Source organism: Collimonas sp., assembly GCF_035566375.1.
In the GTDB taxonomy this organism is placed as follows: domain Bacteria; phylum Pseudomonadota; class Gammaproteobacteria; order Burkholderiales; family Burkholderiaceae_D; genus Collimonas.
This window is the reverse complement of the sequence record NZ_DATMRK010000048.1, coordinates 11,949-38,348: the sequence shown is the minus strand read 5'-3', so window position 1 is coordinate 38,348 and position 26,400 is coordinate 11,949. Positions and strand designations below refer to the sequence as shown.

Sequence of the window (26,400 nt, the reverse complement as noted above, 5' to 3'; positions counted from 1 at the left end):
ATGGTTGGAGATAGCACGCATATCCGCCCCCGGCCGCAGTTGCCAGGTGTGGGACAGAGCGCCTATCGCCTGAGCTAGCTGCATGTTCGCTATAGCGTCGACTTTACCAACTATGAATGGATCCCATCATGATGAACCCGAAACTTGAAGTATTGACTCCGACCAATTGCCAGATCATTTTCATCGACCAGCAACCTCAAATGGCGTTCGGCGTCCAGTCGATCGACCGCCAGGTGCTGAAGAACAATACCGTTGCCCTGGCCAAAGCGGCGAAAGCCTTTAACATTCCTACCATTATCACTACGGTGGAAACCGAAGCCTTCTCGGGACACACCTATCCAGAACTGCTCGACGTTTTCCCAGGCAAGGATATCCTTGAACGCAGTTCCATGAATTCCTGGGACGATCAAAAAGTACGCGACGCGCTCGCCACCAACGGCAAAAGGAAGGTGATCGTTTCCGGCTTGTGGACTGAAGTGTGCAACAACAGTTTCGCGCTCTGCGCCATGCTCGAAGGCGGCTACGAAATATATATGGTTGCCGACGCCTCCGGCGGCACCTCGAAGGAAGCGCACGATTACGCTATGCAGCGCATGATCCAGGCCGGCGTTGTGCCGGTGACCTGGCAGCAGGTCATGCTTGAGTGGCAACGCGACTGGGCCTTGAAAGAGACCTACGATGCAGTCATGGCCATTGTGAAAGAGCATTCCGGCGCATACGGCATGGGTGTCGATTATGCCTACACCATGGTGCATAAGGCGCCGCAGCGCATTGTCGGCAGCCACGAAACATTGGCGCCTGTGCACGCCAGCAAATAAGGAAAAGCGGCCGTGCCAGCGTTGAATTTGCAGTTTTACGCTGGCGCGGAAATTCTGGAACAGCTGCTGCAATTCTGCTGAATTGCGGCGATTGTTAGAAAGAGAAAGCCATGAAAATCTATATCATTTCCCTGGCAACGGGATTGCTGGTGGGCGTCATTTATGCGTTGCTGCAGGTGCGTTCGCCTGCGCCGCCTGCCATTGCCCTGGTCGGCTTGCTGGGCATACTGGTCGGCGAACAGGTGGTGCCGACGGTCAAACGCCTTATCGTCGGTGAGCCGGTCACCGTCTCCTGGCTGCGCACGGAATGCGTCAGTAAAATTACCGGCGTGGAACAGCCTGCTACGCTGGCAAAAAAAGATGCGACGGATTCTAAAGTAGACAACGAAGCCTGATCGCCAGGTTCGGTTTTTTATTTTGCCAAACCTGATCGAAATGCATGGAGAAAAGTATGCTTTCGACAGGTGGAAGCGTTGGCTAATGAAGCTATTCTGATCCGACCCAATCCCGGAGAGATCATGAAAAAACTTACCACCGCAGCTGGCGCCCCCGTCGTTGACAATCAAAATATCCAGACCGCGGGGCCGCGCGGCCCCGCGCTGCTGCAGGATATCTGGTTCCTGGAAAAGCTTGCGCATTTCGACCGCGAAGTGATTCCCGAGCGCCGCATGCACGCCAAAGGCGCGGGTGCATATGGCACATTCACCGTGACGCACGATATCACCGCTTACACCAAAGCCAGGCTGTTTGCCGAGGTGGGCAAGAAAACTCCGATGTTTGCCCGTTTCTCCACGGTGGCCGGCGAGCGCGGCGCGGCGGATGCAGAGCGCGATATCCGTGGTTTTGCATTGAAATTTTATACCGAAGAAGGCAACTGGGATCTGGTCGGCAACAACACCCCGGTATTCTTCATGCGAGATCCCCTTAAATTCCCAGACCTGAACCACGCCATCAAGCGCGACCCGCGGACAGGTTTGCGCAATGCCAACAGCAACTGGGATTTCTGGACCATGCTGCCGGAAGCCTTGCACCAGGTCACGGTGGTCATGAGCGACCGCGGCTTGCCGCGCACTTATCGCCATATGCATGGCTTCGGCAGCCATACCTACAGTTTCCTGAACGAAGCTAATGAACGCTTCTGGGTGAAATTCACCTTCAAGACCCAGCAAGGTATTGAAAATCTGAGCGACGCCGAAGCGGAAGCGCTGGTTGGCCGCGATCGCGAGAGTGCGCAACGGGATTTGTACGACAGCATCGAAGAAAAAGACTTTCCGCGCTGGACTCTGTTCGTCCAGGTGATGCGAGAGGAAGATGCTGCGACCTATCGCATCAATCCGTTTGACTTGACCAAGGTCTGGCCGCACAAGGACTATCCGCTGATCGAGGTCGGCGTGATGGAGCTCAATCGCAACGCCGAGAATTTCTTTGCCGAGGTCGAGCAAGCTGCATTCAATCCTGCTCAGATTGTGCCTGGCATCAGTTTTTCACCAGACAAGATGTTGCAGGGACGCTTGTTTTCATACGGCGACGCGCAGCGCTATCGATTAGGCGTCAATCATCATCAGATTCCGGTCAATGCGCCGAGATGCCCTTTCCGTAGCTATCATCGGGATGGCCAGATGCGGGTCGACGGCAATGGCGGAGGAAGCACGCCTTACGAACCGAACAGCGGCGGCGAATGGCAGGAACAACCGGATTTTCGTGAACCTCCGCTGGCGATCTGCGGCGCCGCCGGCCACTGGAATCATCGCGTTGACGAAGACTATTACTCGCAGCCCGGCGCACTGTTCCGGCTGATGAGTCCGGTTCAGCAACAGATCCTGTTCGAGAATACCGCGCGTGCAATGCGCGGTGTTTCCGATGAGGTGAAGATGCGTCACGTCGGCAATTGCCATAAAGCCGATCCGGCTTACGGCGCTGGCGTAGCTGAAGCCTTGCGCAAGATCGCGCCGTCAATCGATTAATGTTTGCCAGCGGGACGGCAGCGATGCTTGCCGTCCCGGGTGCAGCTCAGGAATCGAATCAGAGAGTGCTGCAAAAGCAGCGCTCTTTATTTTCAAAACAGGCTGATCAGGCCGCGTCTGGCGGCGACAGTCGCTGCTTCGGTACGACTGGATACGCTAAGTTTCGCCAGGATATTATTGACGTGGAATTTCACGGTGCCGACCTCGATCCCGGCGCTGCGCGCAATCATCTTGTTGCTCTTGCCGGTCGCCAGATGAACCAGGATTTCCAGCTCGCGTTTCGATAGCCGGTTGGTTTCCATCCGTTCGGCCAGTTTCGATGCGACTTCAGTCGGCAAGAATTTGCTGCCGCCGGCGACAGTCTTGATGCATTTGATCAGCTGCTCCAGGCCTGCGTCCTTGAGCAGATAGGCTTGCGCCCCTGCTTGCAGACCGCGATAGACATCTTCTTCACCCTGGTACGAGGTCAGGATCACAACGCAGGCGTTGGGATCGATCTGACGAATCCGCCCGATGGTTTCGACGCCGTTCATTTCCGGCATATTCAGGTCCATCAAGACCACCAGCGGGCGCAGCTGCTGGTAATAGTCCAACGCCTGGCGCCCGTTGGCGGCCTGGGCGACAAGACGGAAATCAGGTGTCGCATTGATGAGCGATGTAAGGCCCGCGAGTATCAGCGGATGATCGTCCACTATCATGATCGAAATGGCTTCCATGTCACGTCGCTTTCTTTTCAGAATCGAGAATGTGCTGATGGTCTGGCGCACCAAGCCGTGCGCCGTCTGCGGGGAAAGTGATATGGAATGAAGTGCCGTTCGGTTGCCGCGATGTGCACCAGATCCGTCCGCCGTGGGCTTCGACGATCGAGCGGCAGATGGCAAGTCCCATGCCCATGCCGTCGGGCTTGGTGGAAAACAGCGGATCGAACAGGCGGTCGGCTGAGTTGGCCTCGATGCCGGTTCCATTGTCCTCGATGCTAAGCCGCACAGTGCCCGACTTGTCCATGATGGCAGAACGGACATACAGCAAGCGCGTTCTGTTTTCGATGCCGCTCATGGCGTCGATCGCGTTCAGCAACAGATTCATGATGACCTGCTGCAATTGTGCGCGATCGGCGTTGAGCAAGTGTGCGCAGAGCGTAAGCTCAGAACAGACCTTGATTTTACGATTTTGCAATTCGGCGCGAAACAGCTGCAATACCTCCCGGATAGCATCGTCCACGGTGACGGGAGCAAATTCAGGTCCGGATTTGCAAGCCATCCGCCTGATGCTTCGGATCATGTTTCCTGCGGACTGGCCGGCCTCGCGTATCTGCTTCAAGGCATCTTCTAGCTGAGCCAGTTGTGCCGGCTGTTGCCGCAGCCAGCAGAGCCCTGCCTCTGCATTGAGCACGATGGCCGCCAGCGGTTGACTGACATCGTGCGCCATCGATGCGGCAAACTGCCCCATTGCGGATATCCGTGCTACACGTGCAAGCTCGCCCTGTACCTGGCGCAGAGCTTCATCCGAACGTTTCTCATGACTGATATCCATGAGCGAACCGTCAAACTCCAGTCTGCCGGCGCGATTGACTTTCACCTGGCCGGCGCTGCGCAGGTGGCGCAGGCTGCCGTGAGCGAGAGTAATGCGAAATTCATGCTGCAGGCTCTTGTGCGTGCTCAGCGCTTCGTAGAGCTCTCTTTCTACCCGCGTTCTGTCTTCGCAATGAACGCGCGCCATGAATTCTTCAAAGGTGGCGGTATGGGGGGCAGGATTAAAGTCGAGCAGGCGAACCAGCTCTTCGCAGCAGCTGAGTTCCCCGCTTGCTACATTCCATCGCCATGTGCCGGCCCGGGTAAGCAGCCGCGCGATGTTGATCGACGCCTTGCTGGCTTCCAACGCGTCTTCGGCGTTTCTGCGCCTTTCCCTTTCTATCTGCAGTTGCCGGGATAAATCGGCGTTCTCGCGCGAGAGTGCATTTTGTGTTGGCGCCAATTCATGTACATCTGCACCAGGCAAGGATAAGCAGGAAGCTGCCTTGCCGACTTTGCGCCATTCGCCCCGGCAGTCTATAAGATCAGTCAATGCGGATTTGGCGCTTTGGTAGCATTCGCCGTTGCGCCTGCCGAGAAGTTTCAGCGTGATCGTGGACAGGCGTTCCCGTAAATCTGGGCTGGCGCCGGCGCCGCTGCCGCTGGGTAAACGCAGCGGGTCAAAATCGTCAGCTCGCGAGAATGGCGGCTCGCCGTTCAGCAGCTCGTAGAGTATTGCACCCAACGCATGCAAGTCGTCGCCGTGGCCGTCCATCCCGTGAAAAATCGTGCGCTGGTCCGAGGTGGCGCGGATAGGGAAGACGTTGCTGGCGCATTCGAATCCTCTCGGCGTTTTACTTAAATAGTTGGCTTTGCCAAAGCCCGTTAAATAAACACGCCGATTGTGTGCCAGAACAATGCTGGAGGGATGCAAAGCCAGGTGCAGCATGCCGCTGGAATGCATGTCGTCTACTGCTGCCGTGAGGGCCAGTGCAATGGACAAGAAGTCACCGATGTCGAGCCTTCCTTTTGGGAGGCTGCATAGTGATACGCCTCCTGGATCGGGGAAAACAAGTGCCAGTCCCTGGTCGTAGGTTTGCAGAGACAGCGGCGGCAGGGCCCAATTGGAATGCAGGCGTATGCGCAGATCGAACTCGCGTTCCAGCAGCTGTTGCGCTGCCGGGTTCTGGGCAGGGCTGGCAGCCATGGCTACCAGTGCGCTATTCATGCCGGCGCCCGCGATACCTCTTGCCCGATGCAATACGATCATGCGATGCGCGTGCAGCGGCGTCAGTTTCGATGCCGACAGGTCGATCGCTGGACGGCTGGTCATTATGGCATTCATGCGTTTGTACGATTCAATTTGGTTGCATGTGGTGTGCTTTACCTTGTTTCGGGTAATCGTGCGTCGCTTGCCCGATGCTGGCAGAGCCTCTAGTACAGCATTCGCGATTCAGTGCTTCCTCATATCGATTGATGCCATGCCATCTGTTTGCCATGATATAGGTGAGCAAACTCTTGACGGTATACGCTCCTGCTCGTAGTCATCGCTATATTTTAAATTCTATAAGTAAGGTCAGAATCCGCTCCGTGACAGAAGCATCAGGGAGTGCTGGGATTATGCTACGCGAGGCGGGATTGTCGTCTATACGAAAGGGGTATTGATACTGATCTTTGTGCCGGGTTGGTTATCCGCGCTGGAGAGCTCTTCCCTTGCGCCATTCTAGGGAAAATCCGGGTAAAGATTGTTCTGGTTTTCCCCATCTATACTGTATGATTTAATTGAACAATATTGAGGAGAGCTTCTTGGATCGCTTGAAAGCCATGCAAACCTTCGTGCGGATTGTGGAGGCAAACAGCTTTTCGAAGGCAGCTGAGACATTGAATCTGCAACGTGCTTCATTGACTTCGACACTGCAAAACCTGGAGGCTTTTCTTGGCACCAGGCTCTTGCAAAGATCTACCCGCCGTTTGTCGCTGACACCGGATGGCGCCGAGTACTTTGAAAAATGCACCCAGATCCTGGCCACCATCGAAGATTTGGAAAACAGTTTTCGCGACCACGGCCAGAAAGGACCTAAGGGCAAGCTGCGTCTCGATATGCCGGGGGCGGTCGGGCGCCACGTGGTGCTGCCTCGCATTGCCGAGTTCTATGATGCCTATCCAGATCTGGAACTGGTCATGAGTCTCACTGACCGCCTGGTTGACATGACCCAGGAAGGCGTCGACTGCGCCTTGCGCGTCGGCAGCTTGCAAGACTCCTCGCTGGTCGGCAGGCAGATTGGCAGCATGCAGTTTGTTACCTGTGCCTCGCCTTCCTACCTGAAACGTTACGGCACTCCGCGCACGATTGAAGAACTGCGGCAGCATCGCATGGTGACACATTGTTCCGGCAGGACAGGACGGGCGTTCGACTGGGATTTCCAGGTGGAGGGCAAGGTCGTCAAAGTCGAGATGTCGGGCATCGTATCTGTGAACGATGCCGATGCCCATGTCACTTGCGGCCTGCAGGGCCTTGGCCTGATGCAGCCTGCGCGCTACCAGGTGCGGGAATATCTGGACCGCGGCGAATTGGTGGAAGTCCTCTCTCAGTGGCTGCCAGTACCCAGGCCGGTATCGCTGCTGTACCCGCAAAATCGGAAAAATGTGCCCAAGCTTCGCTTGTTCGCCGATTGGGTGGAACAGATATTCCGTGATCACATCGATTTCAACGAGCCGAAGTAAGCAGCATGGCGCGCTCGAGTCGGTACATTGCCCGGCATGATGTCCTGCCTGGCCGGCGCCGCCTAAACGACTGCGCCGGCCAGGCATCGCTTAGGATTTCAAGAATGCCAGCAAATCTGCATTCAATTTATCCTTGTGCGTGGTCGGCAGGCCGTGCGGTGCGCCTTCATAGATAATCAGCTTCGCATTTTTGACGATTTTGGCCGCGGCCTTGCCGGAGGTGTCGATCGGCACGATCTGGTCATCGCTGCCATGCACGATCAGCGTTGGCATATCCATCTTCTTTAAATCTTCGGTGAAGTCGGTTTCCGAAAATTGCTTGATGCAATCGTAGGCATTTTTAATCCCGCATTGCATGCCTTGCGCCCAGAATGTGTCGCGCACGCCTTGGGATGGCTTGGAGCCAGGACGGTTGTAACCGTAGAACGGTATCGTCAAGTCCTTGAAGAATTGCGAACGGTCGGCCAGCACCCCGCTGCGGATGCCGTCGAACACGGACATCGGCAAACCGTCAGGATTGTTGGCAGATTTCACCATTTGCGGAGGTACGGCGCCCACCAGCACAGCCTTGGCGACGCGCTTGCTGCCATGGCGTCCGATGTAACGCGCCACTTCGCCGCCGCCGGTGGAATGGCCGACCATGGTTGCACCCTTAAGATCCAAGGTGTCCATCAGTGTCGCCAGATCGTCGGCATACGTGTCCATGTCGTTGCCGCTCCATGGCTGGCTAGACAGTCCATGCCCGCGACGATCGTGTGCAATCACCCGGTAGCCGTTGCTGGCCAAGAACATCATTTGATCTTCCCAGGCGTCGCCCTGCAATGGCCAGCCATGGCTGAAAACCACAACCGGACCTGTTCCCCAGTCCTTGAAATGAATCAGGGTGCCGTCTTTGGTGGTGATCGAATTGATTGTACGTTTTTCGGCTCCTGCGCCGGATGTTGATACGGCGGAAGCAGCGGCGGCGCTGGAAGATGCCAGCACGGCGCCGGCAGCAACACCTGCAGCGGAGACCAGCAATTTGCGGCGTGAGCTAACTTCTTCGCGTTCGATTTTCTTTGACATGATATTGGCCTTTCTTGGTGAACGATAGAGGTACCAGAGATACCGTGGGCGCTTGGATAAGCCTTGAGAAGTTTAGTTAGCCGCAGCGTGTCCTGATACTGCCAAAAGACCAGTAAGCGGATCAGGGCGAACGTCTTGATCCTGACGCTCTTCATTTTCTGAGCTTCTTTTGAATCCGGGGAAAACTAGACATCGCTTCAGCGCTCATCACGATAAAAAGTCACTAATCGTCTGTCCGATACCGGCCTTTTGGCAGGGGATAAAAATTGCCCTGAGCGATAAACTCAGGCATGCAAACTTTGTTTTCGATTGAAACGTTGCTGGGCGCCGCGGCCCGGAAGATTTCAAGGTAAATCGGTTTCCAGTATGGCCTTCCGCAATGCTTGAGCGAATCCGACTTCTATCATCAATGCAGAGTTATTTACGCTAGTTCGGGCAACTGATGTTCGCGCATCCATTCAAATTTCCAGCTAAAGGAATTCATCCATGCGAATTTTTCCAATTTGTCGTCGTTTCATCGCTGTCAGCCTTGTTGGCGCCGTAGTCTGCAGCTTCACTCTGCCGCTTTCGGCAAAAAATACGTTCAAGAATGAAGCTGCGACCGCGAGCGTAGCTGTCGGGCCGCAATACGACACCACCCATGTCTATGTATCCGGCGACACGATCGACGCTTTCGTCAATAGTTTCGTCGCTACATTCGGCGGCCAGGCGTCGCCGCGCGCCGTCTTCACCGTCACGCCGACTCCGAGCAAGACGGCATCCCAATACATCCAGACGCCGGTCGGCATGCTCTCGGTATTCGCCTTCCAGACGCCGCTTCCCTACGGCTTCGGCGAAGAGCGCAGCGGCTACCTGGTGACGGATATGGCCGCGGCGACAAAAGCTGCAGTGGCTGCCGGCGCCGATCTCACGGTCGAGCCGTTCGACGATCCGATCGGCAAGGACGTACTGATCCAGTGGGCCGGCGGCGTCAAGATGCAGCTGTATTGGCATACTAAGGCGCCGTCCTACGCGCCGCTGGAATCCATCCCGGAAAACCGCGTCTACGTATCGCGCCTGGCGGCCGATAAATTCATGCAGCAATTTATCAGGTTCTCGCATGGGAAAATCGTCTCCGACGAGCGGCAGGCGGACGGCGGCGAGATCGGCCGTCCCGCCGACAAGATCCGACGCATCCGGATCAGCTCCGGTTTCGGCAAGATGGTCGTGTTCGCCACGGATGGCAAACTGCCTTACCCGTTCGGTCGCGAAATGACCGGCTATGAGGTCAAGGACTTGGCTGCAACGCTGACAAAGGCAGAGGCCAATGGCGTCAAGCTGCTCGCGCCATCTTACAAGACCAATGAGGGCAATAGCGCCGTGGTGCAATTCCCAGGAGGCTATGTAGCAGAGATTCACGATGCGGCGAAGTAATCTGTTGTCCATGCTGACGAGTGTCGGCTTCGGCCGGCACTGTTTGCTGCTCTTGATCGCAGGCTGCGTTCCGCTGCACGACGCGTTTGCGCAAGATGCTGGGGCCTGCGCGGTTCAAAGGCCGGTCATCAATTTCAATCGCTGGCACGAGGATTGGGGAGTGCTGGCGGATCCCTGCCTGCCGAGAAAGCCGTTTGACCAATTGAAGTACGTAGCGCTGTCCGACGATGGGATTTCCTATCTGTCGTTCGGCGCCGGCTTGCGCGAGCGCATGGAAGTCAATAATTCTGCGCTCTTCGGCATAGGGGGCGGACGTCCGGCAACCTATGTCTTGCAGCGCGCCCAGCTGCATGGCGATCTGCGCCTGGGCGAGCATGTGCAGGCCTTCCTGCAGCTTGAGGATGCACGGCCTTTCCGCAAGGATGCGGTCAGCCCTGTGGACAAGGACCAGCTGGATGTGGAGCAGGCATTCGTCACTGTTACCGGACAGCACGCTAGCGGCACCTTCAAGGCGCGCGTCGGGCGTCAGGAAATGGCATTCGACCTGCAGCGCTTCGTATCGGTCCGCGATGGGCCGAACGTGCGCCAGGCCTTCGATGCCCTGTGGGCTGATTGGGAAAGCGGCCAGTGGCGGACCATAGGCTACCTCACCCGTCCGGTGCAAAACCGCGCCGCCACTGACTTTGACGACACCTCGAACAGCCGCCTGACCTTCAACGGAATACGCCTGGAGCGCAAGCACGTTGGTCCGGGGGATCTTTCCGCCTACTATTCCCGCTACAGCCGCGACGGCGCGAAATTCCTCGATGCAAGCGGTGACGAGCGGCGTGACGTTGTCGACGTGCGTTACGCCATCAACACCGACCGCATCGACTGGGATGTCGAGATCATGGGGCAGGGGGGGCGAGTCGGCAGCAAAACCATCTCGGCCTGGGCGCTTGGCTCTTTGGGTGGCTACACGTTTGCAGACCGGGCATGGAAACCTCGTCTCGGCCTGCAATTGGACATGGCATCGGGCGACCGTCATCCGGGCGACGGCCAGGTCGGCACTTTCAGTCCGCTTTTCCCGAATGGCTACTATTTCACGCTGGCGGGCTTTACCGGATACAGCAATCTGATTCATGTCAAACCATCGCTTACCATCCGTCCGTCCAGCACACTGACGGTACTGGCCGCGCTCGGCCTGCAATGGCGGGCGACCACAGCCGACGCAGTCTATGCACAAGGTTCCGCCGCCGTGCCAGGGACCGCCGGCCGCGGCGACCGTTGGACCGGTGCGTACGGGCAGCTGCGTGCCGACTGGAGCATTAACCCGAACCTGGTCGCCTCTGTGGAAGCGGTGCATTTCCAAGTGGGCGATACGATCCGCCAGGCGGGCGGCAGAAATGGGGACTACTTAGGAGTGGAGCTGAAGTTCGGATGGTGAGTTAAGTTGCGGCGCTTGCCGAGGGAGGACGGCTGGATGACGATCAGTTTTCGGTGCGCATCCAAGCTCACTCAAATTTAACTAAAAAAAACTTGACGCGGCTGATTTGACTATCTATTATCTAAAGCACGTTAGTAGATGCGAAGATTTATCTAGTGATCGCTGAACAGGTCGAAATCGTCAATGCAGGTTGTAGTAATGGACATTTAGAAAGTCCTTTTTTTTAAAGCGTTACTAACACGTGTTAGTAACTAAATTCCAGGTCAAAGACAATGAGTCACGTAACAAGCAATCAGGTGGCAAAGCTCGCTGGCGTGTCGCGCACGACGGTTTCCTTCGTTCTCAACGATGTGCCCGGGATGGGTATCAGCCAGGAGACGCGGGAGCGCGTCTTGACCGCCGCCCGGCAACTCGGCTATGTAGCCAATGCGATCGCTCGATCGCTTGCCAGCGGGGCAACCAGGACTGTCGCCCTGGTCATGCCGCATCGCGACCACATCAACATCGATATTGACGCTTACCTGCCGCGCTTTCTGGCTGGAATTAACCTGACCTGCCATGCGAGCGGATACAAGGTCTTGTTTGAGCCAGTCGAAGAAACCAGCCGGCCGGGCGTATTTGCGGATCTGGTCGACAGCAGGCGCGTCGATGGACTGATTGTCCTCAACCCGCGCGGAATCGACGACGCCTATTTGTGTGAACTGGCCAGTAACGCATTTCCGCTGGTGGTGTTTGGTTCGAATCTGTCTGAACACCAGGGCGTCTGCAGTATCGATGCCGACAACCGTGACGCCGCGCGACGCGCCACCAACCACCTGCTTGCGCTCGGACACCGGCAGATTGCCCATCTCGGTTACGCATCGGACGAAAATCAAATTCCACGCGAACGCCTGCGCGGATTTCACGATGCGATGCAAGCGTTCGGCGCCGATATCAATCCCGCATGGATCGCGTATGGCAACTACAGCGCGCAAAGCGGCTATGACGCGATGCGCAACATGCTGTCCCGCGCACCAGGTATCACCGCGCTGTTTGCCGGCAACGACACGATCGCGTTCGGCGCCATGGCTGCGTTGCGCGATGCGGGCCTGCGTATCCCGGAAGACGTCGCGGTAGTCGGCTACGACGATATCCCGCTGGCAGCCTTTGCGGCGCCGCCCCTGACTACCATGCGGACCGAACCATTCAAGGACGGCAGCGATGCCGCTTCCATACTGCTGCGGGCAATCGCCGGCGAGCCGCCGGAGAAGACCCATATGCGCGACGCCGTGCCATTGATTGTGCGGCGCTCTTGCGGCAGCGCCACAGGTTGACGAGCAGTTGTATCAAGAAAGTGTATTGCATCCATCGTTTTAGTTGTGTTCCATATTGACCTATTGGTTTTTCCTCAAAAAAAACAGGAGACGGAATCATGAACAAAGGCGCAGCAAAACTCAAGAAACATGGTAACCAAGGTCGTCATCATCGCACCACAATGATGGCTGGCTTGCAGCCGCAACGCAGTTCGAGTTTCCAGAAAAAAGGCCTGCTACTGGCTCTGGCGATCAGCGGTATTTTCTATGGCGGCAGCGCCGCTGCCCAGGAACTGACGGCAAGCTCCAGCAGCGTAGCCGCGGGCTTGGTCGGTGGTTTCAATCAAGCGGTTGCGGAAGCACGCAAGATGGATTTTACAAACGCGAATTACAATTTCCTGGCCACTTTGGGAAACTGGGCGTCGATAAGGCCTAACTATCCCGAAGATCCCACTCAGTGCTCTCAGGCGACGATGAAAACCGGGTACTTCGCGGGGCTTTTCAATCGCTGTGCCTACTATTCAAGAGATTACGTGCATCACGCAATCGGCGCATATTATCTCGGGATGTATGAGCAGAACTATCAGATGGCCTACAATTTTGTCACGCAACATCATGATGATGTCATCAGCTCAACCGACATCGTCACGGCGCCGTATTGGGCAATCGGGCTGGACGGCAGAAGATATGAGCAAAGAGACGAATCGCCGGCACCTTTCGAGATCGGCGAAAACATCGCGAACATGTACCGCCTCACCGGCGACGCGCGCTATCTCGGCAGCGCGTTCCAGAACTACATCAGTAACATCAATAACAATTTTTCAAATACCCAGAACGGGAAATATATAAGCGGCAATCTCAACGGCGATAACGTGCACGACGGCTTCAGAATAGCAAGACGCGATCGCGGCGAGGACGGGACCTACAATGAATTCCCCGCCAACTCCGGGGTGCAGTTTGACATCGTGATTGGCGGCGATATGGCGGCAAGCGAAATTGCCTACTATAGAAATGTGTCGAATTACCCGGCGTTGAAAGCCAGCACCGACAGCACGGATATGGCGGCCAAATTCAACAAGCTTTCGTCGTATTTCAATTCGTACTGGAACAACGTCAACGGCACCGGTCATTTTGCAGTCGCCCGAACCAGGGCTACCACCAGCTCAAGCTCGGATTTCAGCAATCTGACTTACTTTGACCAATACGCAGAAGAGCCGAATCTGTTCCCTTTGTATAAGGGCATCATCACCGACGCGAATGCGCTGGCGAACCAGGCGGTCTATGTCGACAGCCAGGCCGAAAGTCTGTATCAAGCCAAAAATGCGCAGGATCACGTGACAAACGGGCTCAACTCACCCGGCGTCGAATCGCATACCTATCTGCCTACTGCTTTTTACAACGCGAATAAACCCGATTTAGCCTGGAAGTGGCTAAGCAGATTGGCTGCATGGCAGGTGTCAGGCGGTAACACAACTTATCCCGAAGTCAGTTTTGCGATGATATCGGACACCATTACAAAAGTTCTCGGGCTGGATTTCAATGCATCCACCAACAACCTTGTCACGCTTGCCGAGAATCTGCCGTCCACATTCAGGAGCGGGGACTACGTTAAGGTCAGCAACATTCCGATCCATACCGGCAACTACACCGTGCACGTAGGGGTCAAGCAAGCACTGGACGCCGCCACCGGCCGGCCGGCGATCACGCTCGATTACGCAAAAGATCCGTATGCCCAGAGCGGCTTCGGGGTGCATTGGCTGCCACGTTTCAAATCAAATTACGGCAGTCACTGCAGTGTGTTTACTACCTACGCAAATAACGTGACTCAGACTAATACCTACAATCTTGTCTGGGACGGCAGCAATCGCACATATACCTGCAATGGCGATAATGGCGGCATCTATCTCTACGCCAACGATCCCAATTACACCGTCACCAGCATGACGGTGACTGCCATTCAGTAATCGGCAGAGCATTACCGAAGCAACGCAATCAGCCCTTTGGGCGCTGGTGCCGCGGCAAGCATTTGCCCCGGCGCCGGCGCCATCCTGACCACAATAATTACATGCGCATGACGCGCAGCGCATCCTGCTGCACATGTGGAGACAAGAATATGGCAAGCATCACCCTGAAGGGCGTATCCAAAGCCTATGGCAAGCACGAAGCGGTCATCCGCAACGTGGATCTGAATATTGCGCAAGGAGAGTTCTGCGTGTTTGTCGGCGCTTCCGGTTGCGGCAAATCCACGTTGTTGCGGATGATCGCCGGCCTCGAAGACATCGGCAGCGGCGAGCTATTCATCGGCGACCGGAAAATGAATGAAGTGCCGGCAGCGCAGCGCGGTGTGGCGATGGTGTTCCAGAGTTACGCGCTGTTTCCGCACATGACAGTTTACGAAAACATGGCATTCGGCCTGACCCTGGCGAAGGTCGACAAGGCAGTGGTCCGGGAAAAGGTCGTCAGCGCGGCGCGTATTCTGCAACTGGAGCATCTGCTGGCGCGCCTTCCCAAAGCCCTGTCCGGTGGCCAGCGTCAGCGGGTGGCAATCGGCCGCGCCATTGTGCGCGAACCGGGCGTATTTTTGTTTGATGAGCCTCTGTCCAATCTGGATGCAGTGTTGCGCGTGCAGACACGCTATGAAATCGCCAAGATACACCGAGAAATCGGCAGGGCGTCCACCGTTTATGTCACCCACGATCAGGTCGAGGCGATGACCCTGGCCGACCGCATCGTGCTGTTGAATTCGGGCAGCGCGGTTGCGCAAGCCGGTAGCATCGCCCAATGCGGCGCGCCACTTGAGCTGTATCACCGCCCCAGGAATCTTTTTGTGGCCGGCTTTATCGGCTCGCCGAAAATGAATTTCATTCCGGCCAGACTGATCGCCGCCAGCGAGAGACTGGCGCAGGTAATTCTCGCGACCGGAGAGATTCTGGAGGCGCAGGTGGACGCCCGCCGCGTGCCAATCGGCGCGCCAGTGACGCTGGGCATCCGCCCCGAAGACGCAAGCGCCGGCAACGGCAGCCAGCACCTGATACGCGAAGTGCAATGGCAAGAACGGCTGGGAGATGCAACTTACCTCTACCTGCGTAGCGGTGAGGAGCACGCGCCCTGGATCGTCAAGGTGCCCGGCAATACGCATGCCGATCCCGGTCAGCGCGTCCCGATGGCGGTGCCCAGCTCCGCTTTGCATGTCTTCGACGCTGAGGGCGATGCGCTGCCGCGCTGCGTCGACGCTAGCGACATATTGCTTCCACTCGCTGCATAACGCTGCTGGTCCGGGCGGTTGGAAATGGAAGGGGAGACTTTCCAAAAAACTGCGTCGAAATGACGCGATGATTCGAAAAAATAAAAAGGAGACTGTAATGAGAACTTGTTCGACATTGTTAGTGAAACTCTTGCCGCTGCTGTTTGCAGCAACCGCCTTATCTGCGAGCGCCGGCACGCTCGTCATCAATTCGGATGCATCGGATCCCGCCGCCAAGGCGGCCCTTGACTCCATCATCAAAGGTTTCAAAACCGAAAATCCCGATGTCGAAGTGAAGCTCAATACCTTCGATCATGAAGGCTACAAAACCTCGATCCGCAACTTCCTCACCGCCAATCCGCCGGATGTGGTGAATTGGTATCCGGGGCACCGGATGGCGCCTTTCGTCGACGCCGGCTTGTTCGAGGACGTCTCTGATCTGTGGGCTAAACAAGGCTTGGACGAGGCCCTCAAGCCAGCCGCCAGCGCGATGACCATCAACGGCAAGAAATGGGGCATTCCCTATCTGTATTACCAGTGGGGCATCTACTATCGCAAGGATATATTTGCGAAGCTGAACATCACACCACCCAAGACCTGGAAGGAATTGCTCGACGCCAGCGCCAAACTCAAGCAGAACGGCGTCACGCCGTTTGCCATCGGCACCAAGCAGACCTGGACCACGGCGGCCTGGTTCGATTATCTCAATCTGCGCGCCAACGGCTATCAATTTCATATGGATCTGACCAACGGCAAGGTGCCCTATACCGACAAACGCGTGAACGCCGTGTTTGATCGTTGGGACGAGCTGGTCAAGCCTGGCTATTTCTTGCCGAATCACGCCTCATATACCTGGGAAGAGGCGGTGCCGGCGATGGTCAAAGGGGAGGCCGCCATGTACCTCATGGGCAATTTCGCGGTAGCGCCAATGAAAGCTGCCGGCCTCACTGAAAGCACCTTGGGTTTCATGCAATTCCCTGCTATCACCCCGGGCCTGGCGATGGCGGAAGAAGCACCGATCGAATCCGTTCATATTCCTGCGCAAGCAAAGAACAAGGTAGATGCAAGACGCTTGCTGACGTACATGGCGCGTCCCGATGTGCAGACCAGGGTAAGCCAGATACTTGAAGAGCTGCCGGTCAACATCAAAGCCAGCGAGCCGACCGATCCTTATCTGAAAGCAGGCTTTGATCTGCTGAAGAACGCTAGCGGCCTCTCGCAGTATTACGACCGCGACGCGCCGGCGGAAATGGCCAAGGCGGGCATGGATGGATTCCAGCGCTACATGCTGAAACCAGAGTCCCGCCAGAAAGTATTGGAGCGCCTGGAGCAGGTGCGTCAAAGCGTCTACAAGTAAAAAAACAATCGCCGGAAAAGCAACACGGCGGCGATTACCGCCGTGTTTGACTCTGTTTTTTATTGAGACTTCCATAAGTCATGACATCGCCCCGGCAAGAGTCATCTGGGGTCAGAGTCAACTTTCGCAGCGCTTCATCGCGAAACTTGACTCTGACCCCACATGACGGATTCGGAGAAAGACAAAGCACACCACGCGGCTTTGTTCTTTCTTAACGATGAGGCAGCTGCTCCGTGGCCCGCTAAGTGGGGTCAGAGTGAAGTTTCTGCAAAAGGCGCGCAGAAAGTTCACTCTGACCCCAGTTAGCTCAGTTAGCTGCGTTTGTTAAGCGCAAACCGGGCAAGGGCATTGTCATGTTTTATGAAGCGCTCAATAGTTAAGCAATCATTTTTGAGCAAGTTCTTAGGAAATTTTTATGTTGACAGCAACCCAACGCCCCCCCGTAGCGGCGGCAGCTGTGCGAGCAACCGGGTTCTCTTTCTGGCAGCGTCACCAGCGCGCAATTGCGCCATGGATGTTCCTGGCGCCGGCATTGATCCTGTTTACCGTGTATGTGATTGCGCCGATTTTCCAAACCGTTTCTCTTAGCCTGTATGCCTGGGATGGCTTGAGCAAGGCCCGCTATATAGGCCTGCATAACTACATCGAACTTTATGACGACCCGGATTTCTGGATCTCGTTAAAGAACAATCTGATCTGGCTGTTTGGCTTCATGCTGGCGCTCCCGATCGGCTTGTGCATGGCATTGTTTCTGAACCAGGCCGTGTTCGGAATCCGCCTGGTCAAAGCATTGTTTTTCTTTCCGTTTGTGATTTCGCAGGTGGTCATCGGGCTGGTGTTCAGCTGGTTCTACGATCCCAGCAACGGCTTGCTGTTCCACGTCCTGCATTTTTTCGGTATCTCGCCGGTAGCGGTGCTGTCGGACGACCGGCTGGTCACCTACGGCATTGTAGCTGCCGGCCTGTATCCGCAAATAGCCTACTGCATGATCCTCTATCTGACCGGCCTCAACAACTTGCGGGCCGACCTGATTGAAGCGGCGCGGCTGGAAGGCGCCAGCGGCTGGCAGATGCTGATCAAGGTCATCCTGCCGCAATTGCGCGCGGCCACTTTCGTTGCGGTAGTGGTCACCATCGTCGGCGCCTTGCGCAGCTTCGACATGATTTCCATCATGACCCAGGGCGGCCCGTACGGTTCGTCTCGCGTCCTTGCCTATTACATGTATGAAGAAGCGCTCAGCGAATACGGTTATCGCATGGGTTACGGCGCAGCTATTGCGACAGTGCTGTTCCTGATCATGCTGGTCTATATCAGCATGGTGCTGCTGCGGATATACAAACAGGAAAAGGAGCATGGCTAAATGTTTCCAACACCGATCGATCGAACCAGCCAGCCGTTGCAGTGGCTGTATCGCGTGTGCCTGGTGCTGGCGCTGGTGATTTGGCTGCTGCCCTTGGTCGCCGTTGCACTGACCTCGGTGCGCGGCCCGGCCGATATCAGCATGGGAAATTATTGGGGACTGCCGAGCCAATGGCAGATGAGCGAAAACTATCTAGCGGTGTTCAGCAACACGCCGCTGGCGCGCTATATCTTCAACAGCATCCTGATCACGGTACCGGTTGTCATCGGCGCGGTTGCGCTGAGTTGTCTTTCCGGATTCGCCTTGGGAATCTATCGTTTCCGCTTGAATCTGCTGGTGTTCTTCCTGTTCGTCGGCGGCAATTTCGTGCCATTTCAAATCCTGATGGTGCCGGTTCGCGATCTGAGCCTGCGCTTTGGCTTGTATGACTCGATACTTGGCCTAGTGTTGTTCCATACCGCTTTCCAGGCCGGCTTTTGCACCTTCTTCATGCGTAATTTCATTCGCGAGCTGCCTTACGAGCTGATTGACGCGGCACGCATTGAAGGGGCTTCCGAATTCCAGATTTTCTGGAGGATCGTGCTGCCCTTGGTGAGGCCGGCGATTGCCGCCGTGTCGGTGTTGATTTTTACTTTCGTGTGGAACGATTATTTCTGGGCGACGGTATTGATACAGGGCGACCACGCAATGCCGGTGACGGCCGGACTGAAATCCCTCAATGGCCAATGGGTCGCACAGTGGAATCTGGTTTCGGCCGGCTCGATTGTCGCTGCACTGCCGCCAGTACTGGTCTTTTTTCTCATGCAAAAGCACTTCATCGCCGGCTTGACGATGGGTGCAACCAAAGGGTAGACGAAGGAAGTATGTATGACTGAATCACAATTTCTGCATTTGGGTGGCCGCGATCTGAGCATGGTGCTGGAGCCGGTTATCGGTGCGCCTCCTGTCTGGCGTCACTTCGGTCCCAGGAGCCATGTCGGTACGGACACATGGCCGGCAGCGAACGCGCGGCCGCATCCGCCCACGCTATTGGATAACGATCCGGCGTTGAATGTGCTGCCAACTCACGGCTTCGGCTGGTTCAATCAGCCGGCGCTCGCCGGCAGCCGGCCAGGCAGCCTGGGCGAACTTGACTGGGCTCAGAGTTTCGTTTTGGATCAGGTGGATCAAGGGCAGCATTCACTTCAGCTCAGCTTGAGTGACAAAACGGCGCAACTTGGCCTTGGCATCAATTACACATTAGATCCAGATACCGATGTTGTCAGCATTTGGACGGAGTTGGAAAATCGCGGCGCCACGCCGTTTCGGCTTGACTGGCTGGCTGCCGCCTGTGTGCCGTTGCCGCCAGAGGCAGACCAGGTGCTGGGATTTTCGGGGCGCTGGACGCTGGAGTTCCAGGAAGTGCGTGAGACGCTCGGGATTGCCACCTGGCGTCGCGACAGCCGACGTGGCCGCACTTCTCACGATTCCTTTCCCGGCGTGATTATCGGTAGCGGATTGGCGGACGATTCAGGCTGGACGCTTGGCGCTCATTTAGGCTGGAGCGGCAACCATACGGTGCTGATCGAACCGCTTAACGATGGCCGGCGTCAGTTGCAGATAGGGGAGTGGCTGGCGGCGGGCGAGATATTGCTGGCTCCCGGTGAGCGCTATCGCACACCGACGGCCTACTTCTCTTTCAGCGGGCAAGGGCTGAATGGGCTCAGCGCTAATTTCCACGGCTTCGTGCGGCAACGCATACTGAGCTGGCCGGGGCAGCGCATGGCGCCCAGGCCGGTGCATCTGAACACCTGGGAAGCGGTGTATTGCGATCACGATCTGGATGGCCTGAAGGCGCTGGCCAGCGCCGGAGCTGAAGTGGGTGTCGAGCGTTTCGTGCTGGATGACGGCTGGTTTCAGCATCGCAATAACGATAGCGCCGGGCTCGGCGATTGGTGGCCTGATGCGCGTAAATATCCGCAAGGATTAAAGCCGCTCATCGATCATGTGCGCAAGCTCGGCATGCAATTTGGTTTGTGGGTTGAACCGGAAATGGTCAATCCCGACAGCGACCTGTTTCGCGCCCACCCGGAATGGGTGCTGCAACTGGCGGGGCGGCCGATGCTAACCGGGCGCAATCAACTGGTGCTTGACTTCGCAAATACGCAGGTGACGGAATATATCTTCGACAAACTTAACCGTTTGCTGCAGGCCTATCCGATCGCGTATTTGAAATGGGATATGAACCGCGATCTTGCCACCGCCGGGCATCATGGCCGCGCTGCGTATCACCTTCAGACGGAGGCGCTTTATCGCTTGCTGGCCGAGCTGCGCCGCGCTCACCCTGCAGTCGAAATCGAAAGTTGCGCTTCGGGTGGCGGGCGTGCCGACTACGGCATGCTGGCGCACACGCACCGGGTCTGGACCAGTGATTGCAATGATGCCCTGACTCGTCTCGATATCCAGCGCGGTTTCTTGCGCTTCTTCCCGCCAGAGGTGATGGGCGCCCACATCGGGCCGGCAGTTTCCCACACCACGGGCCGCCGCCATGATCTGGCGTTTCGCGCAGCGGTGGCGATGTTTGGCCACCTCGGGCTAGAACTGGATGTGCGGCTATTGGACGCCGCTGAAAAGACCGAGCTGCGCTACTGGATTTCTCTTTATAAAGAGTGGCGCGATCTGGCGCATAGCGGCAGCTTGCGGCAAGGCGGGGCGGCTGGCGCCTTGTCCTGGCTGCAGGTTAGCGCTACCGATCAGAGTGCCGTGTTGTGCGCTGTCTATCGGCGGCGCGAAGACGTGACGCGTTATACGGCGCCGCTACGTCTGGCAGGCCTTGATCCCGCCCGTAACTACCGTCTGCGCGCATTCTGCGTGCCGCATGCACCGCACTACTTGCGCCAGACCGAGCTGTTACAGGCCTTGACGGATGGCCAGCTAGTCTTGTCCGGTGCAACGTTGCGCGACTTCGGCTTGCCGCTGCCGCCGTTGCCGCCGGAGTCGGGCGTTGTCATAGGGATTACCGTCTGCGATCGGGCAGATCAAAGATGCAATGAATAGAGATGGCGCAGGCGGTAAGCGGGGAAGCCGGCATTTGTAACTTGCGGCGGCCAATCGGTTACTAGCTGTTTCGCGCTCGAAAGGCTTCGAAAGAAGGTGCGATTTTATCTCCAGGAAAATCGGAGAGGGGACAGGTCGCGCAAAATTAAACCAAAAAGGGGACTTAACGTGAAACAGAAGAAGATCAAATTGCAGTGTATGCAGGCAACGGCAGCCGCCATGCTGATTGGCGCCGTTTGCAGCCAGGCGCAAGCGCAGAACAACGTCACCATTTATGGCCGGGTCGACGCTGGTATCGATTATCAAACCAACGTCGCCCTGAAAGACGCCAACGGCAACCTGACCGGCAAGACCGGCAGCAAGCTGGCGGCGTCCGGCAACCAATGGGGCACCAGCATGATCGGTTTCAAGGGCACGGAAGATCTGGGTAGCGGACTTAGCGCATTCTTCCTGCTGGAATCCGGCTTTGACGCTACCAAGGGCACCACCAACGGCAGCGCCTTGTTCAATCGCCGTTCCTACGTCGGCTTGAACGGCGGCCTCGGTTCGATCAAGTTCGGCAAGAACCTGTTCATCGTCAATGACGTCTGGTATATCGATCCCACTGGCCAGCAATTCATGAGCACCGCCAGCCTGGTCAATGGTCGCAACTGGCCGGGGGCTAACAACGTCATCGAATACCAGACCCCGACATGGAGCGGTTTTAACGCCACTGTGCAAACCAGCTTGGGCGAACAGGCCGGCTCCACCAAAAATGGCCGCAAGGACGGTATTTCTTTGGTCTACACCACCGGCGGCCTGGAGTTGCGCGCGATTTACGACGTGATTCGCGACAACAACGGGCGTTATACGGACCTCTACAGCGCTTCCAAGGATTTGATTGTGGGCGGCACTTACACGCTCGACAAACTGAAGCTGTTTGCCGGTTACGAAAATCTCTCGGCACCGGATACCGTCGCCGCTAGCGCTGCCGACAAACTCAATCACTACTGGCTGGGCGTCAATTATGCGGTGACACCGGCGTTGACCTTGATCGGCGCCGCCTACCATAGCAAGCTCAACCACGACGCCGGCAGCGCCAGTCTGTTCGTGCTCGGCGCTAACTACAACCTGTCGAAACGGACCTTGCTGTATGCCGCCGTCGGCACCGTGCGCAACAAGGGCAACGCCGATTTCGCTACCGAGTACGACAACCCCCTGCCGGGACATGGCCAGAACGCCAGCTACATCGGCGTCAGCCATTCGTTCTGAGTTAGTGAGAGCTTCATAATTCATGACATCGCCACGGCATGAGTCATCTGGGGTCAGAGTCAACTTTCGCAGTGCTTCATCGCGAAACTTGACTCTGACCCCACATGACGGATTCGGAGAGAGACAGAGCGCACACCGCGGCTTTGTTCTTTTTAACGATGAGGCAGTACTCCGTGGCCTGCTAAGTGGGGTCAGAGTGAAGTTTCTGCAAAAGGCGCGCAGAAAGTTCACTCTGACCCCAGTTAGCTGCGCTTGTTAAGCGCAATCTGGCAAGCGCATTGTCATGTTTCATGAAACTCTCAATAAATATTGCTCGTCTCGCCGATCTTGCCGGATCTCCGTGGCTTGAGGCAATAGTTACAGTGATGCCGCTATTGCCTCTTTTTTTATGAAGATCAAATTCACGCAGAATTGACGCGGCGCTGAGCCGACGTTTCCCGACGTTTCCCGACGTTTCCATTAAGGAGAACGCAACAATGAAAATCACCAAGCTGACCACTTACATCGTACCGCCGCGTTGGTGTTTTCTGAAAATAGAAACCGACGAAGGCGTGGTCGGTTGGGGCGAACCGGTCGTCGAGGGCCGCGTGCATAGCGTGGTTGCCGCCGTCGAGGAGTTGTCCGACTACCTGATCGGCAAGGATCCGCGCCATATCGAAGACCATTGGACCGTGCTGTACCGCGGCGGCTTTTATCGCGGCGGCGCGATTCACATGAGTGCCTTGGCCGGTATCGACCAGGCGCTGTGGGATATCAAAGGCAAGGCGCTCGGCGTCTCGGTCAGCCAGTTGCTGGGCGGCCCGGTGCGCGACAGCATCCGCGTCTATTCCTGGATCGGCGGCGATCGCCCGGCCGATACCGCCGCAGCAGCCAGAGATGCGGTGGCGCGCGGCTTTACCGCAGTGAAGATGAACGGCACCGAAGAACTGCAATTCGTCGATTCCTATGAAAAGGTGGAAGCGACGCTGGCCAACGTCGCCGCAGTGCGCGACGCAGTCGGGCCGCATATCGGCATCGGCGTCGACTTTCACGGCCGGGTGCACAAGCCGATGGCGAAGATCCTGATCAAGGAGCTGGAACCGTACAAGCTGATGTTCATCGAAGAACCGGTGCTCAGTGAAAACTACGAAGCGCTGAAAGAGCTGGCGCCGCTGACCAGCACGCCGATCGCACTGGGCGAGCGGCTGTATTCGCGCTGGGACTTCAAACGCATCCTGAGCGAAGGTTATGTCGACATCATCCAGCCCGATGTTTCCCACGCCGGCGGCATCACTGAAACCCGCAAGATCGCTACTATGGCAGAAGCCTACGATGTGGCGGTGGCGTTGCATTGCCCGCTCGGTCCGATTGCCCTCGCTGCTTGCCTGCAGGTGGACGCGGTGTCGTACAACGCTTTCATCCAGGAGCAGAGCCTGGGCATCCATTACAACGAGAGCAACGATTTGCTCGACTACGTGAAGCATCCCGAGGTATTTGCCTACGATAAGGGCTATGTGACCATCCCACAGGGGCCGGGGCTAGGCATCGAAATCAATGAAGAGTATGTAAAGGAACGCGCCGCTATCGGCCACCGCTGGCGCAATCCGATCTGGCGTCACAAGGATGGCAGCTTCGCTGAATGGTAGAGATCCTGCTTGAATTTTCGACATCTTCGCTAACGCTAACGCACACATGAACTGAAACAACATGACTCATCGACTTCAAGGAAAGATTTGCATCGTGACCGGTGGCGGTCAAGGCATTGGTGCGGCAGTAGCTGACTGCTTTGCCAGGGAAGGCGCCAGCCTGGTGATTGCCGAGCTGGATGAGGCCTTGGGCGCAGCCAAGGCGCGTGAACTCGTAGCACAAGGCGCACGCGCGCTGTTTGTTGGCACCGATGTGACGCAGATCGCATCGGTTCAGAGCATGGTGGCAGCGACACTGGCGCAATTTGGAGGCGTCGATGTATTGGTCAACAACGCGGGTATCAACGTTTTCCGAGAGCCGCTAAAAACCACACTGGATGACTGGAAGTTGTGCATGTCGGTCGATCTGGACGGAGTATGGCATTGTTGTCAGGCCGTATTGCCGGCTATGCTTGACGGTGGCGGCGGCAGCATTATCAATATGGCCTCGACTCATTCCTTTTCCATCATTCCCGGTTGCTTTCCGTATCCGGTGGCCAAGCACGGCGTGATAGGCCTGACCCGGGCGCTGGCGCTGGAGTATGCGGCACGCGGCGTGCGCGTCAACGCGATTGCACCGGGCTATATTGAAACGCGCCTGAATATCGAATACTGGAACAGCTTCGCCGACCCGGTTGCGGCCAGGCAAGCCACCTGCGATCTTCTGCCACCCAAGCGCATTGGGCGTCCGGAGGAGGTCGGAATGACGGCGGTTTTTCTCGCGTCTGATGAGGCGCCATTCATCAACGCCAGCACCATCGTCATCGATGGCGGGCGATCGGTTCTGTATCACGACTAGATTCACGACTAATTCACGACTGATTGCCGTAGCACGCGCCGCCGTCTGAAACTCGATCTGGCATTGAAGTGAACAGCAATCCCAGATCGATGATCGAGGTTACGGTGTGATCGAGGTGTGATCAAGGTGTAACAAACGCAATCCCATGCGGATCCTGAAGCGCCGACGCCACGCCTATGCCGGCAACCACCGGCGTCAGATGACCGGTGGTTTTATCCAGCTGCATGACTTGACCCTGGCCGGCGCTATACGCATCGCCTTGTTTAAACGGCGCGTCCACCCGATAAGTCGTATTTGAGGCATCGGTGAACAGCATGAAGGTATTGCCGTTGGTGCCGGCGGCAGGAACGAAGCGGGTGTCGTCGACCGGTTCGGTCGGGCCGTCCTTGTCGTTATACAGCGTCAACGACAATACGCTGACCGTTTGCGCCGGGCCGGGATTGCTGATGAAAACCAGTTTGCCGTCGCTTTGGCTATCCAGCACAAGATTGCCCGATGGGTCGGTCTCCATCGAATCCGGATCGCTGAGAACTAATGGCACCAGCTTGCCGTAATTGGGATTGGTGGCGCCGCCAACCGATGGCGTAATGTCGGTTGCCATGGCGTTACCTGCCAGCACCGGAGCGACGTCAAACGTAGTGCCGTTTGGATTCAGGGTAAGCGCCACTACGGTTGGCGCCGGTGTACCTGGGGTGGCAGGGGCGGAGGCGCTCACGTAGACCACGCCGTTGATGAGTTGCATGTCGTCGAAGCCGCCGCCATGCGCGGTCGGATTGACCGTTGCAGAATACGTTTTCTGGGCTCCGGACGCCAGATCGATAATGGTTAACAGAGGGTTGCCGTCTTCGTTAGCCAATGCCCACAAAGCATTCGTGTCCTTGCGCCCCAATAAGCCGTCAACGTGGCCTGGCGCCGTATACGTCTTGATCGGGTTGCCCTTCAAATCATATTGAACGATAGCGTTGCTAATGCCCGGAACCGATCCATCCTTGACCTCGCCTGCATTTTGATAGGCAATGTAGACGCTGCCGCCGAATCGGATAATCGAATCCGGCTTGCTGGTGGCGTTGGGAGCTTTGGCAAATACAGAAAGCGAGTAACCGTTTGCGGTTGCGGTATTGGCCACTGGCGGCTGAGCCGGCGTGGTTACCGGCGCCAGCGAGCTATCTCCGCTGCTACCGCCGCAGGCCGCCAGCGACAAGCTGGCTGCGATGATGAGAAGAGAGTTTATTTGCAGGATCTTCATCTTGTTTTGACTTTCCGATAACAATCGAGAGTTGACGGTTTTCCTATCCCGGGGGCTATGCGCTGCGACATCGTCGCAGCGTTTATGCGGCCTTGTTGGTACGCAGAAATATCGGCTTGTTTTGTGACTGGATCATTACAATGGGTGCTTGCGTGCAGCCGCGCAGCAACAGAGGTCAGAGCCTAAGTTTGGGCTAAGTTCTGGCTAAGTATTGACTGATAGATTCGCAA

20 protein-coding genes are annotated in these 26,400 nt (G+C 56.7%); 16 read left to right on the top strand and 4 right to left on the bottom strand.

What is annotated here, in order from left to right; genetic code table 11:
• Positions 1 to 128 precede the first annotated feature (128 nt).
• The 3 genes from VNZ60_RS16280 to VNZ60_RS16270 all read left to right on the top strand — a co-directional run bounded on the left by VNZ60_RS16280 (position 129) and on the right by VNZ60_RS16270 (position 2,782).
• A complete protein-coding gene (locus VNZ60_RS16280; RefSeq protein WP_325660906.1) occupies positions 129 to 818 on the top strand; it encodes a hydrolase in 690 nt (229 codons plus the stop codon).
• A gap of 110 nt (positions 819 to 928) precedes the next feature.
• Positions 929 to 1,213: a XapX domain-containing protein gene (locus VNZ60_RS16275; RefSeq protein ID WP_325660904.1), complete on the top strand. Its 285-nt coding sequence runs from the start codon at positions 929 to 931 to the stop codon at positions 1,211 to 1,213.
• Positions 1,214 to 1,336: 123 nt separating this feature from the next.
• A complete protein-coding gene (locus VNZ60_RS16270; protein WP_325660902.1) occupies positions 1,337 to 2,782 on the top strand; it encodes a catalase in 1,446 nt (481 codons plus the stop codon).
• A 92-nt stretch (positions 2,783 to 2,874) separates the two neighbouring features.
• On the opposite strand, the gene VNZ60_RS16265 is transcribed toward VNZ60_RS16270, so the two are convergent.
• On the bottom strand, positions 2,875 to 3,498 hold the full coding sequence (locus VNZ60_RS16265; RefSeq protein WP_325660900.1) for a response regulator transcription factor: 624 nt from the start codon (positions 3,496 to 3,498) through the stop codon (positions 2,875 to 2,877).
• Between the two features lies 1 nt (position 3,499).
• Complete coding sequence (locus VNZ60_RS16260; RefSeq protein ID WP_325660898.1) at positions 3,500 to 5,500, bottom strand: ATP-binding protein; 2,001 nt, start codon at positions 5,498 to 5,500, stop codon at positions 3,500 to 3,502.
• A gap of 599 nt (positions 5,501 to 6,099) precedes the next feature.
• Here VNZ60_RS16260 and VNZ60_RS16255 point away from each other — a divergent pair.
• Entirely contained in the window at positions 6,100 to 7,017 is a 918-nt protein-coding gene (locus VNZ60_RS16255) for a LysR family transcriptional regulator (protein WP_325660896.1), read from the top strand.
• A gap of 90 nt (positions 7,018 to 7,107) precedes the next feature.
• Here VNZ60_RS16255 and VNZ60_RS16250 read toward each other — a convergent pair whose 3' ends face one another.
• Positions 7,108 to 8,082 (bottom strand): alpha/beta fold hydrolase, encoded by a 975-nt coding sequence (locus VNZ60_RS16250; protein ID WP_325660894.1) that lies wholly within the window; start codon positions 8,080 to 8,082, stop codon positions 7,108 to 7,110.
• A gap of 486 nt (positions 8,083 to 8,568) precedes the next feature.
• On the opposite strand from VNZ60_RS16250, the gene VNZ60_RS16245 reads away from it, so the two are divergent.
• The 12 genes from VNZ60_RS16245 to VNZ60_RS16190 all read left to right on the top strand — a co-directional run bounded on the left by VNZ60_RS16245 (position 8,569) and on the right by VNZ60_RS16190 (position 24,924).
• On the top strand, positions 8,569 to 9,495 hold the full coding sequence (locus tag VNZ60_RS16245; protein ID WP_325660892.1) for a glyoxalase: 927 nt from the start codon (positions 8,569 to 8,571) through the stop codon (positions 9,493 to 9,495).
• Positions 9,496 to 9,505: 10 nt separating this feature from the next.
• Positions 9,506 to 10,921 (top strand): alginate export family protein, encoded by a 1,416-nt coding sequence (locus tag VNZ60_RS16240; RefSeq protein WP_325660920.1) that lies wholly within the window; start codon positions 9,506 to 9,508, stop codon positions 10,919 to 10,921.
• Positions 10,922 to 11,193: 272 nt separating this feature from the next.
• The gene (locus VNZ60_RS16235) at positions 11,194 to 12,234 is read left to right on the top strand and encodes a LacI family DNA-binding transcriptional regulator (protein WP_325660891.1); all 1,041 of its coding nucleotides are present in this window, start codon (positions 11,194 to 11,196) and stop codon (positions 12,232 to 12,234) included.
• A 98-nt stretch (positions 12,235 to 12,332) separates the two neighbouring features.
• Complete coding sequence (locus VNZ60_RS16230; protein WP_325660889.1) at positions 12,333 to 14,177, top strand: hypothetical protein; 1,845 nt, start codon at positions 12,333 to 12,335, stop codon at positions 14,175 to 14,177.
• Between the two features lie 149 nt (positions 14,178 to 14,326).
• Positions 14,327 to 15,478 (top strand): ABC transporter ATP-binding protein, encoded by a 1,152-nt coding sequence (locus tag VNZ60_RS16225; RefSeq protein ID WP_325660887.1) that lies wholly within the window; start codon positions 14,327 to 14,329, stop codon positions 15,476 to 15,478.
• A 97-nt stretch (positions 15,479 to 15,575) separates the two neighbouring features.
• Positions 15,576 to 16,814, top strand: a complete 1,239-nt coding sequence (locus VNZ60_RS16220; protein WP_325660885.1) for an ABC transporter substrate-binding protein — start codon at positions 15,576 to 15,578, stop codon at positions 16,812 to 16,814.
• Positions 16,815 to 17,328: 514 nt separating this feature from the next.
• The gene (locus VNZ60_RS16215; protein ID WP_414648864.1) at positions 17,329 to 18,174 is read left to right on the top strand and encodes a carbohydrate ABC transporter permease; all 846 of its coding nucleotides are present in this window, start codon (positions 17,329 to 17,331) and stop codon (positions 18,172 to 18,174) included.
• Positions 18,175 to 19,026, top strand: a complete 852-nt coding sequence (locus VNZ60_RS16210) for a carbohydrate ABC transporter permease (RefSeq protein ID WP_325660881.1) — start codon at positions 18,175 to 18,177, stop codon at positions 19,024 to 19,026.
• Positions 19,027 to 19,041: 15 nt separating this feature from the next.
• Positions 19,042 to 21,210 (top strand): alpha-galactosidase, encoded by a 2,169-nt coding sequence (locus VNZ60_RS16205; RefSeq protein ID WP_325660879.1) that lies wholly within the window; start codon positions 19,042 to 19,044, stop codon positions 21,208 to 21,210.
• Between the two features lie 198 nt (positions 21,211 to 21,408).
• On the top strand, positions 21,409 to 22,461 hold the full coding sequence (locus tag VNZ60_RS16200) for a porin (protein ID WP_325660918.1): 1,053 nt from the start codon (positions 21,409 to 21,411) through the stop codon (positions 22,459 to 22,461).
• A gap of 476 nt (positions 22,462 to 22,937) precedes the next feature.
• The gene (dgoD, locus tag VNZ60_RS16195; protein WP_325660877.1) at positions 22,938 to 24,086 is read left to right on the top strand and encodes a galactonate dehydratase; all 1,149 of its coding nucleotides are present in this window, start codon (positions 22,938 to 22,940) and stop codon (positions 24,084 to 24,086) included.
• Between the two features lie 61 nt (positions 24,087 to 24,147).
• Positions 24,148 to 24,924: an SDR family oxidoreductase gene (locus VNZ60_RS16190; protein ID WP_325660876.1), complete on the top strand. Its 777-nt coding sequence runs from the start codon at positions 24,148 to 24,150 to the stop codon at positions 24,922 to 24,924.
• 121 nt (positions 24,925 to 25,045) lie between these two features.
• Here VNZ60_RS16190 and VNZ60_RS16185 read toward each other — a convergent pair whose 3' ends face one another.
• Complete coding sequence (locus VNZ60_RS16185; RefSeq protein ID WP_325660874.1) at positions 25,046 to 26,170, bottom strand: hypothetical protein; 1,125 nt, start codon at positions 26,168 to 26,170, stop codon at positions 25,046 to 25,048.
• Between the last annotated feature and the right edge of the window lie 230 nt (positions 26,171 to 26,400).

Bases quoted from the DNA above. Each gene is read 5' to 3' on its own strand.
- VNZ60_RS16275 (WP_325660904.1), top strand. From the start codon at position 929: ATGAAAATCTATATCATTTCCCTGGCAACGGGATTGCTGGTGGGCGTC.
- VNZ60_RS16215 (WP_414648864.1), top strand. From the start codon at position 17,329: ATGTTCCTGGCGCCGGCATTGATCCTGTTTACCGTGTATGTGATTGCG.
- VNZ60_RS16245 (WP_325660892.1), top strand. From the start codon at position 8,569: ATGCGAATTTTTCCAATTTGTCGTCGTTTCATCGCTGTCAGCCTTGTT.
- VNZ60_RS16230 (WP_325660889.1), top strand. From the start codon at position 12,333: ATGAACAAAGGCGCAGCAAAACTCAAGAAACATGGTAACCAAGGTCGT.
- dgoD (WP_325660877.1), top strand. From the start codon at position 22,938: ATGAAAATCACCAAGCTGACCACTTACATCGTACCGCCGCGTTGGTGT.
- VNZ60_RS16265 (WP_325660900.1), bottom strand. From the start codon at position 3,498: ATGGAAGCCATTTCGATCATGATAGTGGACGATCATCCGCTGATACTC.
- VNZ60_RS16225 (WP_325660887.1), top strand. From the start codon at position 14,327: ATGGCAAGCATCACCCTGAAGGGCGTATCCAAAGCCTATGGCAAGCAC.
- VNZ60_RS16220 (WP_325660885.1), top strand. From the start codon at position 15,576: ATGAGAACTTGTTCGACATTGTTAGTGAAACTCTTGCCGCTGCTGTTT.
- VNZ60_RS16200 (WP_325660918.1), top strand. From the start codon at position 21,409: ATGCAGGCAACGGCAGCCGCCATGCTGATTGGCGCCGTTTGCAGCCAG.
- VNZ60_RS16210 (WP_325660881.1), top strand. From the start codon at position 18,175: ATGTTTCCAACACCGATCGATCGAACCAGCCAGCCGTTGCAGTGGCTG.
- VNZ60_RS16270 (WP_325660902.1), top strand. From the start codon at position 1,337: ATGAAAAAACTTACCACCGCAGCTGGCGCCCCCGTCGTTGACAATCAA.
- VNZ60_RS16235 (WP_325660891.1), top strand. From the start codon at position 11,194: ATGAGTCACGTAACAAGCAATCAGGTGGCAAAGCTCGCTGGCGTGTCG.
- VNZ60_RS16280 (WP_325660906.1), top strand. From the start codon at position 129: ATGATGAACCCGAAACTTGAAGTATTGACTCCGACCAATTGCCAGATC.
- VNZ60_RS16240 (WP_325660920.1), top strand. From the start codon at position 9,506: ATGCTGACGAGTGTCGGCTTCGGCCGGCACTGTTTGCTGCTCTTGATC.
- VNZ60_RS16185 (WP_325660874.1), bottom strand. From the start codon at position 26,170: ATGAAGATCCTGCAAATAAACTCTCTTCTCATCATCGCAGCCAGCTTG.
- VNZ60_RS16190 (WP_325660876.1), top strand. From the start codon at position 24,148: ATGACTCATCGACTTCAAGGAAAGATTTGCATCGTGACCGGTGGCGGT.
- VNZ60_RS16250 (WP_325660894.1), bottom strand. From the start codon at position 8,082: ATGTCAAAGAAAATCGAACGCGAAGAAGTTAGCTCACGCCGCAAATTG.
- VNZ60_RS16260 (WP_325660898.1), bottom strand. From the start codon at position 5,500: ATGGCTGCCAGCCCTGCCCAGAACCCGGCAGCGCAACAGCTGCTGGAA.
- VNZ60_RS16205 (WP_325660879.1), top strand. From the start codon at position 19,042: ATGACTGAATCACAATTTCTGCATTTGGGTGGCCGCGATCTGAGCATG.